This is a genomic window from Tardiphaga sp. 768_D3_N2_1, assembly GCF_052076105.1.
In the GTDB taxonomy this organism is placed as follows: Bacteria; Pseudomonadota; Alphaproteobacteria; order Rhizobiales; family Xanthobacteraceae; genus Tardiphaga.
This window is the reverse complement of the sequence record NZ_CP197245.1, coordinates 4,440,344-4,457,013: the sequence shown is the minus strand read 5'-3', so window position 1 is coordinate 4,457,013 and position 16,670 is coordinate 4,440,344. Positions and strand designations below refer to the sequence as shown.

The window sequence follows — 16,670 nt, the reverse complement described above, 5'->3', positions numbered from 1 at the left end:
CCGCCGTCATTGCGAGCTCTGACGAGTTGGCAAGGCCAATTCGTTTGGGCGAAGCAATCCAGAAGGCTGCAAGCAAAGACTGGATTGCTTCGTCGCAAAGGCTCCTCGCAATGACGTGGAGAGGTTCGCGGATTACTCCGCCGCCTTAGTCACGATCCGTATCTCCGACGTTAGTGTCCGGTGTACCGGGCATTTGTCAGCGATTTCCATGAGCTTTGTGCGTTGCTCGGCATCGAGCTTGCCGTCGATCGTGATGACGCGCTCGATCTGGTCGAGCATGCCGTCCTTGGTCTCGCATTCCTCGCAGTCTTTGGCGTAGATCTTCTTGTGGTTCAGCGTCACCGTGACGTGGTCCATCGGCAACGCCTTGCGATCCGCATAGAGCCGCATGGTCATGGCGGTGCAGGCGCCGAGCGCGCTGAGCAGCAGATCATACGGACCGGGCCCGGTGTCCTCGCCGCCGGCGGCGATCGGCTCGTCAGCGAGCATCTGATGCGGGCCGACAGTGATGACTTGCTGGAATTTGCTGGCGCGCGTCTCGCTCACCATCACCCTGCGCGGCTCTTCGGGGAGGCTTGCTACGGGCGTGACGGCGGCGGCATCGAGATAGCGTCCGGCCCAGGCGGCGATGACATCGGCGACATAGATCGCGTCATGCTTTTGCGTGAGCAGATGATCGGCGCCGGCCAGCGAGACGAAGCTCTTGGGATGTTTGGCAGCGACGAAAATCTTCGTCGCGTTGTCGATGCCCACTATGTCGTCGGTGGGCGCGTGCATGATCAGTAGCGCCTTGTGAAGCCTCGTCACCTTGGCCATCAGATTATGCTCGGCGATGTCGTCGAGGAATTCGCGCCTGATGCTGAATGGCCGACCGGCGAGCTTGACCTCGACCTCACCCTTTTCGCGGATTGCGTCGACATGTTCGGCGAACATGTCGGTGACGTGGGCGGGATCGGACGGCGCCGCGATGGTGACGACGGCCTTGGCTTCCGGCACCTGTTCAGCGGCGGCGAGGATCGCTGCGCCGCCGAGGCTGTGGCCGATCAGGATCGCGGGCGCCTGCCGTATCTCGCGCAGGTGGTCGGCGGCCTTTACGAGATCGGCGACATTCGACGAGAACGTGCTATTGGCGAAATCGCCCTCGCTGGAGCCGAGGCCAGTGAAGTCGAAGCGCAGCACGGCGATGCCCTTGAGCGTCAGCGCCGTGGAGATGCGCCGCGCCGCGAGCGCGTCCTTGCCGCAAGTGAAGCAATGCGCGAACAGCGCATAGGCATGGACCTCGCCATCGGGCAGGTCGAGCGCCGCCGCCAGCATATGGCCGGCCGCGCCGGGGAATTGAAAGCGTTCGGTTGGCACGGATGGCTCCTATCGTGACAGATGTCTCTATTCTACACCGATTCCGCTCGGTCAGCGGATGCCAAACACCTATGCAGGAGTGACGTTCGAGCTGCCGCCTCTTCGCGCTGCACCTCGGGTTGAACTTTAGTCCTGCGCGGTCGCTGGAGCATGCGCTTGCCGACCCCCGGTGTCGGTGCTAGATGTCGGGTCATCGTACAACTTTGTGGATGCGCTGCCGATACAAGCCGATGGACGGCGGGCCGGCTCGCTCCTAGAGTTGCGACGACAAGATCGACCCCACAAAGGGGCGAACCAGAATAACGGCCAAAGCGCCGCATCGGGAAATTCATAGGGAGGATTTCGTCCATGAAGAGAAGAGATGTCGTCAAAGGCGGCCTGGCCGCGCTTGCGGTCGGTGCGACCGGTCTCGGGCGGCTTACGCCGGCGCAGGCGCAAACCAAGATGGTTCTGAAGGCCTCCGACGTCCATCCGCTCGGCTACCCCACGGTCGAGTCCGTGGTGCGCATGGGCAAGAAGCTGGATGCGGCCACCAATGGCCGGCTCACCATCCAGATGTTTCCGTCCATGCAGCTTGGCGGCGAGAAGGAAGCCATCGAACAGGCCCAGGTCGGCGCATTGCAGATCGCCCGTATTTCAGTCGGCGCAGTCGGCCCGGTGGTCGATGACGTGAATGTCTTCAATATGCCGTTCGTGTTTCGCGATTCCAAACACATGGAAGCCGTCCTTGATGGCGAGATCGGCGCTGAACTGCTGAACAAGATCACGGCCAACGAAAAAACCGGCCTGGTCGCGCTCGGCTGGATGAATGCCGGCTCGCGCAATATCTATAACAGCAAACGTCCGATCAAGAGCCTGGCCGATCTCAAGGGTCTCAAGATACGCATGATCGGTAACCCCCTGTTTATCGACACCATGAATGCGCTCGGTGGCAACGGCGTCGCCATGGGCTTCGATCAGGTGTTCAGCGCCATGCAGACTGGCGTCGTCGATGGGGCCGAGAACAACCTGCCATCCTTCGTGGCGCAGAACCACTTCCAGGTCGCCAAATATTTCTCGATGACCGAGCATCTGATCATTCCGGAATTGCTGGTGTTCTCGAAGGCATCATGGGCGAAGCTCACGCCCGACGATCAGGCGCTGCTGAAGAAATTCGGCCGCGAAGCGCAGCTCGAACAGCGCGTGCTCTGGTATGAGGCAGAGAAGACCGCGCTCGACAAGATGAAGGAAGTTGGCACCGACATCGTCACGTCCATCGACAAGCAGCCGTTCCGCGATGCCGTGAAGCCGGTGTGGGACAAATACGGCGCGAAATACGCCGACATGACCAAGCGCATCGCTGCGGTGAGCTAGCAGCGGATTTGCTCGTCGGATTTTCAACGTGTCGTCCCCGCCTAGCACGCCAAAGGCGTGCGCGGGGCGGGGACGACGGCCGAGAGATTTGCGTTCCCAGAGGTCCAATGTCCGAAGCCGTCTCCAAAACAATGATGACCGAACGGGCGGAGACCATCAGTGCTCCCGCCGCCGCTTTTCGACGCGCCATGAACGCATTGTACTGGACTGGTGCCGTGTTCTCGTGTCTGGCGCTCGTGCTGATCTCTGCGATCATCCCGTGGGCCGTCTACACGCGTTACATTCTGAATAGCGCGGCGTCATGGCCAGAGCCGCTGGCGGTGTTGCTGACCATCGCGGTGACGTTTATTGGCGCTGCGAATTGCTATCGCCAGCGCATCCACATGAACATGACGGTGGGGACCAACCTGCTGCCGCCCCACGCGCGTGTCGCGGCTGCTTTCGTTAGCGAGTTGCTGATGGCTGTCGTGGCGCTGTTCATGGTGATCTGGGGCATGAAGCTGGTGATGACCACCTGGGGCAATTCGGTGGATGAATTTCCCTGGTTGTCTGTCGGGATCACCTACATGCCGATCCCCGTGTCCGGCGCGATGATGTTTCTCTTTGTCGTCGAACGCCTGACCATCGGTCCGCCGCCGCAGGATGGCAGCGACGCACACATACCTCTCGACTAGCTTCGCCGATTAGCTCCGGCCAGAACAAAGAAAATCCGACATGGACATCGCCGTTCTTCTGCTCAGCATGTGTCTGTTCTTCGCCGTCGGCATGCCGATCGCCTTCGCGCTGGCGCTCTCGGCGCTGGTCGGTGCGCTGTGGATTGATCTGCCGGTCGCGGCCGTGATGCAGCAACTCTCCAGCGGCGTCGGCAAGGTGTCGATGCTGACCGTGCCGTTCTTCGTGCTGGCTGGCGCCATTATGGCAGAAGGCGGCATGGCGCGACGGCTGGTGGATTTTGCGGCCGTGGTGATCGGCTTCACGCGCATTCGCGGCGGCCTGTCGCAGGTCAACATTCTGGCCACCACCATCATGTCCGGAATCTCCGGCTCGTCGGTCGCGGATACGTCGGCGATTGGCTCGGTGATGATCCCGCAGATGGCGGCGAAGGGTTATCCCCGGGTGTTCGCCACCAATGTGACCATCTCCGCTTCGGTCCAGGCGATCCTGGTGCCGCCAAGCCACAATGCGGTGATCTATTCGCTCGCGACCGGCGGCGTGGTTTCGATCACCAGCCTGTTCCTGGCAGGTATCGTGCCCGGGTTGCTGCTTGGCTTTGCGATCATGCTGTTGTGTCTCTACTTTGCCTATCGCGATGGTCATCCGAAGGGCGAGCCGGTGCCAGTGAAGCAGGCGCTGAAGATGCTGGGGGACGCCACCTGGGGCATCGTCACGCTGGTGATCGTGCTCGGTGGCATTCTCACCGGCGTGTTCACACCGATCGAGGCTGGCGCCGTGGCGTGCGTCTGGGCCTTCTTCGTCACGATGTTCATCTATCGCGACTACAAATGGTCCGAGCTGCCGATGCTGACCTACCGGACGCTGCAGACTGTGGCGATGGTGCTGACGTTGGTCGCGACCGCGTCATGCTTCGGGTATGTCGCGGCGATGATGCAGATGCCGATGCACATGACCGAATTCTTCGTTGCTATCTCATCGAACAAATATGTGCTGCTGATGTGGCTCAACATCATGCTGCTGATCCTCGGCACTGCGCTGGACCTCGCGCCGCTGCTGCTGATCTGCACGCCGATCCTGTTGCCGGTGGTGAAGAATTTCGGCATCGATCCCGTGCATTTCGGCATCGTCATGCTGCTCAATCTCGGTATCGGCCTGCTGACACCGCCTGTTGGCACCACGCTGTTCGTCGGCTGCGCCATCGGCAAGGTCTCGGTGGACGAGGTCATGCGCGGCATCTGGCCATTTTACTGGGTGATGTTCGCGGTCTTGATGATCGTGACTTACGTGCCGTGGTTCTCGATGGCGCTGCCGCACGCGTTCGGCTTCAGGTGAGAGCTGGAGCTACTGCACCGGCTCCACCGACAATTGCTTGTAACGTTCCTTGCCGTTCAGCAGGTGCCGGCGCATGGCGTCGCGAGCCTTGCGCGGCGAGCGTGCACTGATCGCATTGACGATGACCTGGTGCTCTTTCTCGACGCTTTCGAGATAGCGCTTTTGCAATTCGACCTTGCCGTCGAAGGTGCGGATGCTCTGGCGCGGTATGATGAGGCCGCCGAGGAATTCCAGAAAACCGACAAAGCGTGCATTCTGCGTCGCGACGGCAATGGCGAAGTGGAAGTCGAAATCCTCTTTCACTGCGCGGTCGCCATTGGCAATGGCGCGGCTGAAGGTCGCCGCGGCCTTGGCAATGGCTCTGATCTGGGCAGCGGTGGCGCGCTCGCTGGCTATGGCCGCGGCCTCCATCTCGACGGCCGTGCGCAGTTCAAGAATTTCGATCACGCTGCCGAGTGAGCCCAGACCGTCTGGGTCGATGGCATAGGGCTGCTGATCGGGCTCGCTGTTGACAAAGGCACCGGCGCCCTGCCGGGTGGTTACAAGGCCCCGGGCGCGGAGCGCCGCAATCGCCTCGCGAACGACCGTGCGGCTGACGCCCATAGCCGCCATCATGGCCTGCTCCGTCGGCAGGCGCGCGCCTGCCGGCAAGCGACCTTCGGTGATCTGGGCGGCGATACGCTCGACCACCTCCTCGGTGCGGCGGCGCACGGGATTGAGCGGTCGCAGCAAAGGCGTGCCTGCGGCCCCATTGGTCGTCTTGCGCCTGGTGCGTGGCTTAGCTTGTCCGGTCATCGTACAACCGGGCTATCACCGCCGGTGTCGCTGTGCAAGTTTGCTGCGCGCGGCATATCGCGGCGCCGCGTGCCTACATGGCTTCGAGTTCGGGCAGCTTGAGATCGCATTCGACCCAGGCACCGTTAATGGCGAAGCGCTGGAACGGCGAGTCGGGCACCGGAGCCTGCAACGGCGCGAGGAACTGCGCGTCGGCAGGGCTGCGCAGGTGAAACTGGACATGGCTGGCGGAGAGGGCATTGCGGGACAGCCAGACCATACCGGAAAACAGCTCGATCAGCAGTTGTCCGTATTTGTCGAGACCGGCACTCCCGAGGTCGTAGGTCGGCGACACGGTCATGAAGCGGCAACGCAGCACGGGACCTTCGAATTTGGGCATCAGCAGTTTGCTGACCTGACAGAAGGCCTGCGGAACGGTGCCGTCGTAGAGGCCGTACAACCCACCCTTGCCGCCTTGCATGACCGGGTCCAAAGCGGCGAAAATCCCCTGGGTGTAAGTGGAGAAGTCTTCCTCGGCTGCCTCGGCAGCCTTCCGCCACTGCGACTTCAGTGAAGCCCAGCTTCTGTCGGCGTCGGTGATCGGCAAAAGCCGCATCTCGAGATCCTCCAGCCGATTTACACACGGCCGGACGCAACCTTAGCTATACACCCTCAAGATTTTGATAACGGGGAACTCGGCGCCACCGGCCTTGCGCGACCGCGGACGCCTACAGAGCGCGCTCAGGCGCCGGCAGACTGCAATCCGGCTGCAGCTGCGGCCACGATCGACACCACGACCTGCTTCCAGGTCGTCGACGACTGCGGGCGATGAGACGGGGCTTTGAAGCGCATGGTTCTTGTCCGGTTGGGCTGCAAATATTGCTGTGCAGCCGGTCGTCCTCAGGGACGACACCCGGAAAATCGTGCCTTGCGCGGGGGAAGTCGATCCCCCGGCAAAAATAGCAATATCCGTGCTGCTCTCGTGCCGGGCGGCGGTTGGCTTGTTCTCTGCGGGAAATGAACGGCAGTGAATTATTCTCGCTGCCTCACCCCATCGCGGGAGCTTGCTCCTGCACTATCGCTGGCTCCTGGCAAACATCGACCCAGCTGGCCCCGGTCAGTTCAGCCATCCGTGCCGGGGACATGCGCACCGAACTATTGACCGAGCCCGCCGCCGGCCACACCTCGGCGAATTCCTTCAGCGACACGTCGCAGTAGACTTGTAATGGCGTTGCCAGGCCGAACGGGCAGACGCCGCCGACCGGATGGCCGGTGAGGGCAACAACCTCGTCGGCCCCCAGCATGCGGGGCTTGCCGCCAAGTGCATCGCGTGCCTTCTTATTGTCGAGCCGCGCTGTACCCTTGGTCACCACCAGCACCACCCGGTCGCCGACCCGCACCGACAGCGTCTTGGCGATTTGGCCGGGTTCGACGCCCAACGCCTCGGCGGCGAGAAGGACCGTGGCCGAGCTTTTGTCAGTGACGGTGACGGATAATTCGGGGGCGTTGGCGGTGAGAAAAGCGCGGACGGACTCAAGGCTCATGATGTGGTCTCGATAATGTACCGTCACGCCGTCTCACATGTCGCGGGCAAAAGGAAGTCACATCCGCGCATTGGGGAACTGGGGCGGCGCTGCCGCGCGGCATGCGTGCCATTCCCTCACGCCGGTTTTGACCTTATACGGGCTCTTGTCCGGCTCATCGCGCCGGACGTTGTTCCGGGGACCCCTCTTCGATGCTGCCGGCCTATGTGATTCATGCCAAGTCGTTGCCCGAGCGCACGGAGCATATCCAGCGCGAGCTCGACCGTGCGGGCATCGAGTTCGAGTGGGTGCTGGATTTCGATGCCGATGAGATCACCTCTGATGTCGATCGCGCCTATTTCGCCGAAGGCGCCGACCTGACGCTGAGGCAGAAATCCTGTTCCTTGAAGCACATCGTCGCCATGCAGCGTATCCGCGAGCGCGGCCAGGATATGGCGCTGGTGTTTGAGGACGACGCTCTGCTGGTGCCGGATTTTTGCGAACGGTTGAAGCGCGTACTTGATGAAGCTGCGCACTGGCCGCGCCCGCGCATCCTGCATCTCGGTGCCGCGACGAATTTCTACACGCCGGCATCCCAGTTGCGGCCCGGCCAGATCGTCTATCCCGGCAATCGCGTGCGTAACATGGAAGCTTATGTGCTGGGCGCGCCCGAGGCCTCGGCGCGGCTTGACTGGATCGCGCGACATCCGATGCATGAGCCCATCGACATCGCCTTTAACACCGGCGATCCTGCCATGGGCATCCCGTTCCTGTGGCCGGAACCGCCACTGGCCGAGCAAGGCTCGCTCAACGGCGTGTTCAAGAGCTCACTCGATCGCAAAGGGCATGCGCAATTGCAGCTGCGCATACAGTTTGCCGTGCAGAAGTTCAGGCGGCGCTATTTGAAGCGGTGGCTGAAGCTGAAGTAATTGGCGGCGTCCGGCCGGTCATTCCGAATCTGTATTGCGCACCAACGCGCCCAGCAATCCCACTGCCAGACAGTACAGCATTCCTTGCGTCACCGCCGAGATGTGACTGTTGAATAGTCCGCCGATCACGTTCTGCAACACGACCGCCTGGCCGAGGATGCTTGCATAATCGCGCGCGAGAAAAAGTCGTGCATGCGCGATCCACATGGCCCACAGCAGCAGCCCGCCGATCAGGCCGACCTGCAGCACCGTATGAAGCGTTTGATTGTGCGGATCGGGCGTGGCTTGGCCATAGGGCGACGGCTTCGTCGCCTCCATGCTCTGATACAGCGGCTTGATGCTTCCGGTGCCGTGGCCGACGATGGGCGAGGCCTTTACGAAGCCGACCGCCTTGCTCCAGAAATCCAGCCGCGATGCAGTCGAGATTGTTTCGCCGCCGGCGGTCTGGCCGCTATTGGCATTGATGTCCGAGTTGATCTCTGCGATCCGGCGCTGGGCTTGTGGCGAGGTCAGCAGTGCGATGCCGATCACGATCATGGCTGCGATCGCGACAATGGCAGAGCGCCGCCAGCCGCCGGCGTGGATGACGAATAGGCCGAGCAATGCAGTGGCCATGATTGCGCCGGTCTTCGACACATAGATCAGGAAAATGTCGGCAAAGAACAGAAGTGCGAGCACGACCATCGCAATGGCGCGGCGGGTGTCCTGCGCCCAGACACGGATCGCGCCGATCGCCAGAGCGAAGGCGCAAAGTGCGAAGCAGCCGGATTGAACCGCGTTGTCCTTGAAGGGGACGCCGGGCGCCTTGAACCAGCCCCATGGTCCTGTTGGCCACAGGAACGCAGCCCATGACAGGGCGAGAAGACCTATGCAGGCGGCAAGAAAGCCATAACCGATATGTAATGCTTGTTTCGGCGTAAATGCCGTTGCCATCACCAACGGGATCAGCAGCAGCTTGGCGTAGGGACCGACCCATCTGATCGCGCCGCTGAGCGGCTGCATCGACCAGAGCATGCCGACCAGGATCAACGCGAACAGCGCGACCGGCAGATAGGCCGCGGGCCTCCGCAACGTGGCGATGAAACGATCACGGTCGAGTGTCAGCAGCGCGAGCACTGCAAAGATCGACACGGCGATAGCCTGACCGCTGGTTGAGAACGGCAGCGAGAAGCCGGTGGCAATGGCAGCGATCTGCCGGGCATCCGCAAGTTTGCGCGGCAGATCGTTGTTCGTCATATGCCCAGGAGTTTCCGTGCGTTGTTCTTCAGGACCTTCGGACGCACCTCGTCGCGAATGTCGAGCTTGGCGAAATCGGCCATCCAGCGATCCGGCATGATCACCGGCCAGTCGGAGCCGAACAACATCTTATCCTGCAGGATCGAATTGATGTAGCGCACCAGGATCGGCGGAAAGTATTTCGGCGACCAGCCGGACAGGTCGATATAGACGTTGGGCTTGTGGGTCGCGACCGACAGCGCCTCTTCCTGCCAGGGGAAGGAGGGATGCGCCAGAATGATCTTCAGGTCCGGAAAATCGACCGCAACGTCGTCCATATACATCGGGTTGGAATATTTCAGCCGCATTCCCATGCCGCCGGGCATACCGGAGCCGACGCCGGTCTGGCCGGTGTGGAACAGCGCGATAGCGCCGCCCTCCTGGATCGCCTCATAGAGCGGATAGGCCATGCGGTCGTTGGCGTAGAAGCCCTGCATGGTCGGATGGAACTTGAAACCCTTTACGCCGTATTCGGAGATCAGCTTGCGCGCCTCGCGCACGCCGAGCTTCCCCTTGTGCGGATCGATCGACGCGAAGGGGATCAGCACATCGGAATTCTCCTGCGCGATCTCCAGCATTTCGTAATTGTTGTAGCGGCGGAAGCCGGTTTCGCGCTCGGCATCGACCGGGAAGATCACTGCAGCGATCTTCTTCTCGCGGTAATAGGCGGCGGTTTCCTGTACGGTCGGCGGATGCTTGTGCGGCGACTTGAAATACTCGGCCATGCGGGCCTGGAAATCGTCATAGCCGTCGTCGGCGTGGCAGCCGCATGGCTCTTCCGCATGGGTGTGGATGTCGATGGCGACCAAGTCGTCCGGATTGAGCAATTTCATGTCCCGCGTCTCCCGCACTGTCATCATTATCGTTGGCGGTTGCTCTAGCAAACCAGCCTGATGAATGAAAGGCGCGGAACGCTGTCGGCCTAGCCGGTGGAGAAGGACTGTGTCCGGATATCCTGCGCGGTGCGGCGGAGCGGGATCAGGTATTTCTCCTTAGCCGTCGCCTCGTCCATGGTGCCCGAGATGGCATTGATGCTGATCGCCGCCACGACCCGGCCGCCGTGGTCGCGGACGGGGACGGCGATGCCGCAGATCGCGGGATCGAGCTCTCCATCGATCCAGGCATAGCCTTCGGCCTCGACACGTTCGAGCTCGCGTTCCAGCAGTGCGGGATCCGTGATGGTGCGTGGGGTGATCTGCTTGAATTCGGTGGTGGCGAGATAATGCGCGCGCTGGTCCGGCGGGAGGGCCGCTAGCAGGACACGGCCGAGCGAGACCACATGGGCGGGCAGGCGGCTGCCGACGGCGAGATTGGCCGAGAGAATGCGCTGTGCCGGCAATCGTAGCGCATAGACGATCTCGGTCTCGTCCAGCACAGCCAGCGAGCAGGATTCGCCGATTTCGTTGCGCAGGTCTTCCAAAGCGCGTTGCGCATAGCCCCAGTAAGGCAGTGCATTGAGATAGGAAAGACCAAGCCCCAGCGCCCGCGGGCGTAGGCTGAAATAGCGACCATCGGCTTCGCAGTATTTCATCACGATCAATGTCGCGAGCATGCGGCGCGCGGTGGCGCGGCTGAGGCCGGCGCTGGCGGCCACTTCCGAGAGCGTGTGCCGGCCCGGCGGGCGACCCAGTGCTTCGACGGCCGCAAAACCACGGGCAATCGCCCGAACGAAACCATCGCTGTCTTTGGCCATGCATCATCCTACCGGTTCGGACTTGTCAGTCCCGGGAAACCGCGCCTATAACTGTTCGTAAGGCGGTCATAAAGTTCGCCTGGTGAACGATAGTGGAGAAAGCGCTATGGCGCAAGCGAAAGCTTTTGAAACCGATTTCTGGAAGGACGCGAACCTGCGCAAGGTTTGGGACGAGATCGTCCCGGGCGAACCACGCAAGACGCTGCCTTATGTTCTGACGAAGGAGGCGATCCAGCTTTATTGCCGCTCGGTGGGCGAGAACCACCCATTGTATTTCGACGAGGCTTACGCGAAGGCGTCGCCCTATGGCGGTCTGATCGCGCCGCCGTCGATCCACATCCTGCTGATGTTCTCCTGCACGCCCACCGATGACTGGATGCGCACACCCGGCACCGTCAATGCTGGCCAGTCCTGGAGCTACAACATCCCGGCACGGCCCGGAGATACCATCACCCTGCAGGCCCGCGCGCTCGACAAGTTCATCAAGCGCGAGCGGCTGTTCGTGGTCCACGACAACGTGTTCTTCAACCAGCGCGGCGACGTCATCTGTTCTGGCCGCGGCCAGACCATCCGCCCGATGTGAGCGGGGCAAGGAGATCAATCATGACAACCAGCTTTGACAAACTCTCCACCGGCGACACCATCGACGGTCCGAGCTTCGCAGTGTCGCGCGAGTCGATCCGGCTCTTCTGCGACGGTTCGCTCGATTACAATCCGCTGCATCTCGACGACAACTACATGAAGAACTCGTTCGGCAAGACCAATTTCGGCGGCATCATCATGCATGGCATGAATAATTTCGGGCTGATCACCCGCATGCTGACTGACTGGGCCTATCCCGCAGGTGCGATCCATCGCCGTCTCGAAACGCGCTGGGTCAAGCCGGTGAAGCCCGGCGACACGATCCAGCCGGTTGGTATCATCAAGGCCAAGCAGACCACCGAGAAGTCGCGTTGGGTGCTGATCGACGTGATGGTGAAGAACCAGAACGACGAGAAGGTCGCGACCGGCGAGGCGATGGTCGAATTTCCGCTGACAGCCTAGTGGCTGAATGCAACGGCGTGCGGCATAGTCCGCACGCTGGACAAGAACAGGCAAGGGATTGAAATGAAGAAGCTCATGAGGCTCGCCCTGTCGTGTCTGGCGATGACTTTTGTCATGTTGTCGGGTGCGCTGGCGCAGAATTTTCCAGTCAATCAGATCAAGATCATCGTGCCGTTTCCGGCAGGTGGTACGACGGACATCCTCGCACGGTTCGTCGCGCAATATCTGGGCGAGAAGCTCGGCGCCACCACGATCGTCGAGAACCGGTCAGGCGCATCGGGCACGATCGGTTCGGAGGTCGTGGCGAAATCGCCCGCCGATGGCAGCGTGTTGCTGATTACGGCCACGCATCACGTGATCAATCCGAGTCTGCGCAAGAGCCTGCCCTACGATACGCAGAAGGATTTCTCGCCGATCGCCGTGGTCGCGACAGCCCCGAACGCGCTGGTCGTGACAAAGGATTTCCAGGCCAAGACCGTTGGTGAGCTGATCGAGATGGCGAAGAAGCAGCCAGGCAAGCTGTCATTCGGCTCTTCGGGAATCGGCGGCGCCAATCATCTGTCGGGCGAATTGTTCAAGCAGATGGCCGGCATCAATATCGAGCACATCCCTTACAAGGGCGCGGCGCCGGCCATGAACGATCTGATTGGCGGCCATATCCCGATCATGTTCGATACGCTGCCTACGGTCCTCCCGGCTGCGGAAGGTGGCACCATTCGCGTGCTTGCGGTGACCAGCGCGCAGCGCGCCGCGTCGTTGCCCAATGCCCCGACCCTCGACGAGGCCGGTGTAAAGGGCTTTGAGGCCACTGCCTGGTTCGGCATGTATATGCCGCAGGCCAATGGCAACCCGGCCTATACGAAGCTGGTCGCGGCCATGAAGGAGATCCTGGCGGCACCGGCGACCCGCGAGAAATTCGCCACCCAAGGTGTCGAGCCGGGCAAGCTGACGGGAGCTGAATTCACCGCTTTCGTCGATTCGGAGATCAGGAAGTGGGGCGCGGTGGTAAAAACCGCGAATGTCCCGCAAGAGTGATCGCACCGGTTTGAGGCTCCGGTGGCTGTTCCCGGACCCTTCAAATCACCAAAATACCTGCAAATATCGATCCGGCGGTCGCCAGATGCCCGGATCGGATTGACAGTCCGGCGCCCGATGGCTTAGAAACCGCGGGTCCCGGGCGACTTGGTCGCCAGCGGGTTCAAGCTCATTTTCGCTGATTTCGGACTGCCGCGCACGGCCTTTGACGTCAGTATCGCAAGCTATCAGGATTGACCGATGAAAGTCCGTAACTCGTTGAAATCGCTGCGTGGTCGTCACCGCGACAACCGTCTGGTCCGCCGCAAGGGCCGCGTCTACGTGATCAACAAGACCCAGCGCCGTTTCAAGGCTCGCCAGGGTTGAGTTGTTGATCAGCCGGCATTTTGCCGGCTGGCCTCACGACATCACAGGTGTTTGACGCGCTGCTGCTTTGCAGCGCGTTTTTTCGTGTCTAGACTTGCGGCATGGCTTTACGAATCCCGGCCGCAGCTTTTGGAATTCTGCTGAGCGCATTTCTGGGCGCAGCGCCTGTTTATGCGCAGGTCAAAGATCCGCAGATCGTGACCCCGGATGCGCCGAAGAAGATTCCCGAGCCACCTGCCAAACTGCCGAAGGTCAATGCCGACAAGACGCGAGGCCTCGATTTCCTGTTTGGGGCGCTGAAAGCGGCGCCGGACGAAGCCAGTGCCAAGCACGTCGAAGGCCGGATCTGGGCTCTGTGGTCGCAGACCACGAGTGACACGACCGCGCTGCTGATGACCCGCGCCAAGACGGCGCTGGATGCCAAGCAGGTTGATCTGTCGCTGCAATTGTTGAGCGCCGTGGTGAAGCTGCGCCCCGATTACGTCGAGGGCTGGAACCGGCGCGCCACGCTGTACTACCTGCAGAACGATTACACTCGCTCGCTGCAGGATATCGAGCAGGTGCTGAGACGCGAACCCCGGCATTTCGGTGCTCTGGCGGGGCTCGGCATGATCATGCAGGAGCTGGGGGACGACAAGCGTGCGCTTGATGCGTTCCGCAAAGCGCTTGCGGTCAATCCGCATCTCGAAAAGGTGCCGGAGCTGGTCAAGACCCTGACCGAGAAGGTCGAAGGCCGCGATATCTGAAATTCCCTGAAAGTCGGCGTGCTCGCGGGACATCGCGGGAACATCGCCCTGCTTTGACGCATTCCTGCTGCCCGCGATGGAAAAACAAGACATCGTCGCCGAGGAATCAAACTTCTGACACAGGAAACGGGCGAAAAGGGCGTTTTCCGAGCCACAGGAAGGGACACCTTTTGGCGCTGAAGTCATTTCCGCTATTCGCCTTGCTATGTCTGCTGATGGCCGCACCGATGGCTGCTGTGCCCAGTCCTGCGCTGGCGCAGAAAGCCGATGCGCCATCGGCGCCTGCGGCTTCGACGCTGTCCCCCGATCAAGCTAAGGCTGCACTCGAAACCCTGCAGGACGACGCCAAGCGCAAGGAGATGATCGACACGCTGCGCGCAATCGCCACCGCCACACCCGCGGCGCCCGAGAAGAAACCAGCCATTCCGCTCGACGCCGATAGCCTGGGTGCGCAATTGCTGGTGTCGATTTCAGATCAGCTCGGCGATATCACGAATGAAGTCTCGGCAGCCGTGCAATCGGTCACGCGCTTTCCGGCCCTGTGGTACTGGCTGCAACGCAGCGCTAACGATCCCGCCACCTATCATCTCCTGTTCGATATCGCCTGGAAGCTTGTTATCGTGTTCGGCGGCGCGCTGGCTGCGGAATGGCTTGTGGTCTGGCTGCTGCGGAGGCCGCAGGCGGCGCTCGAAGCGCGCATTCCCTTTGTCGCACGCGCGCCGGCGGCGGTGATTGAGCGCGCTGATCCGCCGTCTTCCACGGCCGATTTCACCGAGGCGCCCGATCTCAACAAGCGGCGGCGCAGCCTGACCCGGGCCTGGCAGTCGTTGCTGCGGCTTCCTTACGTCGTCGGCCGTTTGCTCTTCGAATTGATTCCGATTTTCGTCTTCACAGGCACGGTATCGCTGTTGCTCGGTACCCAGATCGGCGATGCCGGGATCACGCGCCTCGCGATCCTTGCGATCGTCAACAGCTATGTGGTGGCGCGGGCCATCATCTGCGCGATGCGCGCGCTGTTCGGGCCGCTCGCTCTGTTCAGGGTGAAGGAGGAGACCGCAGCCTATCTCGAAATCTGGACGCGCCGCATCGTCGGCGTCGGCGCCACTGGCATCGCAATCGCCAATGTCGCCCTGATGATGGGCCTCTATCGCTCCGCGCATCTCGCGCTGATCAAGCTCGTGATGCTCGTCGTGCATCTGTTTGTCGTCGTCATCATCCTGCAGTGCCGGAAGCCGGTTGCCGATGCGCTCCGCGCCCCGGTTGGGGCGACGGGCTTCCTGAGCGCGATGCGCAATCGCCTTGCCGGTCTCTGGCATGTGCTGGCGATCGTTGTCGTGATGGCCGCCTGGACCATCTGGGCACTCAATATCCAGAACGGTTATGCATTGCTGCTGCGATACATCGCCGGCACGGTCATTGTCGCGCTGGTGACCCGGCTCGTCTCGATGGTTGCGTTGAGCCTGATCGATCGCGGTTTCCGCATCAAACCGGAAATCCTGCAGCGCTTTCCGGGTCTTGAGACGCGTGCCAATCGTTATCTGCCATTGTTGCGCAAGGTCGTCGCGACAATCATCGGGGTGATCGGCCTGGTCGCCTTGCTGGAAGTGTGGGGCGTCAATGCTGTTGTCTGGTTCTATGGCGGCCAGATCGGCAGCCGGGTCGTCTCGGCTGTCATTACCGTCGGCATCGCTGCCATTGTCGCTGCGGTTGTGTGGGAAGGTAGCAATGCGCTGATGGAGCGTCAGCTCACGGCGCTGACGCGCGACGGTCATTTCGCCCGCGCAGCACGTCTGCGCACGTTCCAGCCGATGCTGCGTACGACATTGCTCGGCGTAATCATTGCGGTGGTTGCGCTCACTGCGCTGAGCGAGATCGGTGTCAATGTCGCGCCGCTGCTCGCCGGCGCCGGCATCCTCGGCATTGCCATTGGCTTCGGTTCGCAGAAGCTGGTGCAGGACGTGATTACCGGCTTGTTCCTGCTTCTGGAAAGCACCGTGCAGGTCGGAGACAACGTCACGGTGTCGGGTCTGTCAGGCGTCGTCGAGAACGTCTCGATCCGTACCATCCGGCTGCGTGCCGGCGATGGTTCGGTTCACATCATTCCCTTCAGTGCGGTGACCACCATCACCAATGCCAGCCGCGGTGCAGGCAATGCAGCTGTCAGCGTCAGTGTCGCTTACAAGGAAGATACCGATCGCGCCGGCCAGTTGCTGAAGGACATTGTGGAGCAGATGCGCAGTGAGGCAGGTTTCAGGCCGCTGATCCGCAGCGATCTGGAATTGTGGGGCGTCGACAAGGTCGATGGTTCGATGGCGACGATCGTCGGTCAGATCCGATGTACCGATTCCGGCCGCTGGGCAGTGCAGCGCGAATTCAATCGCCGCATGAAGATTCGCTTCCAGGAAGAAGGTATCGAGATCGCGTCGCCCGGACAGACCGTTCTGATGCAGTTGCCTCCGCCGACCACTGAAGTTGCAGAAGGCGACGATGCTGATGTCCAGCAGAGCAATTCGGCACAGCGCCGCGCGAGCTAGCACTTATCGCTGCTTTTCGACGATGTGGACCGAAA

17 protein-coding genes are annotated in these 16,670 nt (G+C 61.5%); 10 read left to right on the top strand and 7 right to left on the bottom strand.

Annotated features, from left to right (window positions below; genetic code table 11):
• Positions 1-132 precede the first annotated feature (132 nt).
• Positions 133-1,356: a bifunctional alpha/beta hydrolase/OsmC family protein gene (locus AB8A27_RS20905; RefSeq protein WP_441243563.1), complete on the bottom strand. Its 1,224-nt coding sequence runs from the start codon at positions 1,354-1,356 to the stop codon at positions 133-135.
• 348 nt (positions 1,357-1,704) lie between these two features.
• Between AB8A27_RS20905 and AB8A27_RS20900 the strand changes: the two genes are divergently transcribed.
• The 3 genes from AB8A27_RS20900 (at position 1,705) to AB8A27_RS20890 (ending at position 4,716) form a co-directional block, all read left to right on the top strand.
• A complete protein-coding gene (locus tag AB8A27_RS20900) occupies positions 1,705-2,709 on the top strand; it encodes a TRAP transporter substrate-binding protein (protein ID WP_441243562.1) in 1,005 nt (334 codons plus the stop codon).
• A 107-nt stretch (positions 2,710-2,816) separates the two neighbouring features.
• Complete coding sequence (locus AB8A27_RS20895; protein WP_441243561.1) at positions 2,817-3,383, top strand: TRAP transporter small permease; 567 nt, start codon at positions 2,817-2,819, stop codon at positions 3,381-3,383.
• A 40-nt stretch (positions 3,384-3,423) separates the two neighbouring features.
• Complete coding sequence (locus AB8A27_RS20890; RefSeq protein ID WP_092145799.1) at positions 3,424-4,716, top strand: TRAP transporter large permease; 1,293 nt, start codon at positions 3,424-3,426, stop codon at positions 4,714-4,716.
• 9 nt (positions 4,717-4,725) lie between these two features.
• Here AB8A27_RS20890 and AB8A27_RS20885 read toward each other — a convergent pair whose 3' ends face one another.
• The 3 genes from AB8A27_RS20885 to AB8A27_RS20875 all read right to left on the bottom strand — a co-directional run bounded on the left by AB8A27_RS20885 (position 4,726) and on the right by AB8A27_RS20875 (position 7,034).
• Entirely contained in the window at positions 4,726-5,511 is a 786-nt protein-coding gene (locus AB8A27_RS20885) for a FadR/GntR family transcriptional regulator (RefSeq protein WP_441243560.1), read from the bottom strand.
• A 73-nt stretch (positions 5,512-5,584) separates the two neighbouring features.
• Complete coding sequence (locus AB8A27_RS20880) at positions 5,585-6,106, bottom strand: hypothetical protein (protein ID WP_441243559.1); 522 nt, start codon at positions 6,104-6,106, stop codon at positions 5,585-5,587.
• Positions 6,107-6,536: 430 nt separating this feature from the next.
• Positions 6,537-7,034: a YbaK/EbsC family protein gene (locus tag AB8A27_RS20875; RefSeq protein WP_441243558.1), complete on the bottom strand. Its 498-nt coding sequence runs from the start codon at positions 7,032-7,034 to the stop codon at positions 6,537-6,539.
• Positions 7,035-7,225: 191 nt separating this feature from the next.
• Between AB8A27_RS20875 and AB8A27_RS20870 the strand changes: the two genes are divergently transcribed.
• Positions 7,226-7,942, top strand: coding sequence for a glycosyltransferase family 25 protein (locus AB8A27_RS20870; protein ID WP_441243557.1), 717 nt, complete (start codon positions 7,226-7,228; stop codon positions 7,940-7,942).
• An 18-nt stretch (positions 7,943-7,960) separates the two neighbouring features.
• Here AB8A27_RS20870 and AB8A27_RS20865 read toward each other — a convergent pair whose 3' ends face one another.
• The 3 genes from AB8A27_RS20865 to AB8A27_RS20855 form a co-directional block, all read right to left on the bottom strand.
• A complete protein-coding gene (locus AB8A27_RS20865; RefSeq protein ID WP_441243556.1) occupies positions 7,961-9,178 on the bottom strand; it encodes an O-antigen ligase family protein in 1,218 nt (405 codons plus the stop codon).
• Entirely contained in the window at positions 9,175-10,050 is an 876-nt protein-coding gene (locus tag AB8A27_RS20860) for an amidohydrolase family protein (RefSeq protein ID WP_441243555.1), read from the bottom strand. The genes AB8A27_RS20865 and AB8A27_RS20860 overlap by 4 nt, the downstream gene beginning before the upstream one ends.
• Positions 10,051-10,139: 89 nt before the next feature.
• Complete coding sequence (locus AB8A27_RS20855; RefSeq protein ID WP_092145785.1) at positions 10,140-10,910, bottom strand: IclR family transcriptional regulator domain-containing protein; 771 nt, start codon at positions 10,908-10,910, stop codon at positions 10,140-10,142.
• Between the two features lie 106 nt (positions 10,911-11,016).
• Here AB8A27_RS20855 and AB8A27_RS20850 point away from each other — a divergent pair, with 106 nt between their 5' ends.
• From AB8A27_RS20850 to AB8A27_RS20825, 6 genes are all read left to right on the top strand, one after another.
• Positions 11,017-11,493 (top strand): MaoC family dehydratase, encoded by a 477-nt coding sequence (locus AB8A27_RS20850; RefSeq protein WP_441243554.1) that lies wholly within the window; start codon positions 11,017-11,019, stop codon positions 11,491-11,493.
• Positions 11,494-11,513: 20 nt separating this feature from the next.
• Positions 11,514-11,954 carry a MaoC family dehydratase gene (locus AB8A27_RS20845; RefSeq protein ID WP_441243553.1) on the top strand — a complete coding sequence of 147 codons (441 nt, stop codon included), beginning with the start codon at positions 11,514-11,516 and terminating at the stop codon, positions 11,952-11,954.
• A gap of 63 nt (positions 11,955-12,017) precedes the next feature.
• Entirely contained in the window at positions 12,018-12,989 is a 972-nt protein-coding gene (locus AB8A27_RS20840; RefSeq protein WP_441243552.1) for a tripartite tricarboxylate transporter substrate binding protein, read from the top strand.
• Between the two features lie 240 nt (positions 12,990-13,229).
• Positions 13,230-13,355, top strand: coding sequence for a type B 50S ribosomal protein L36 (gene ykgO / locus AB8A27_RS20835; protein WP_055038661.1), 126 nt, complete (start codon positions 13,230-13,232; stop codon positions 13,353-13,355).
• A gap of 101 nt (positions 13,356-13,456) precedes the next feature.
• Positions 13,457-14,101, top strand: a complete 645-nt coding sequence (locus AB8A27_RS20830) for a tetratricopeptide repeat protein (RefSeq protein ID WP_441243551.1) — start codon at positions 13,457-13,459, stop codon at positions 14,099-14,101.
• Positions 14,102-14,316: 215 nt separating this feature from the next.
• Positions 14,317-16,635, top strand: a complete 2,319-nt coding sequence (locus AB8A27_RS20825) for a mechanosensitive ion channel domain-containing protein (protein WP_441244972.1) — start codon at positions 14,317-14,319, stop codon at positions 16,633-16,635.
• Positions 16,636-16,670: the final 35 nt, after the last annotated feature.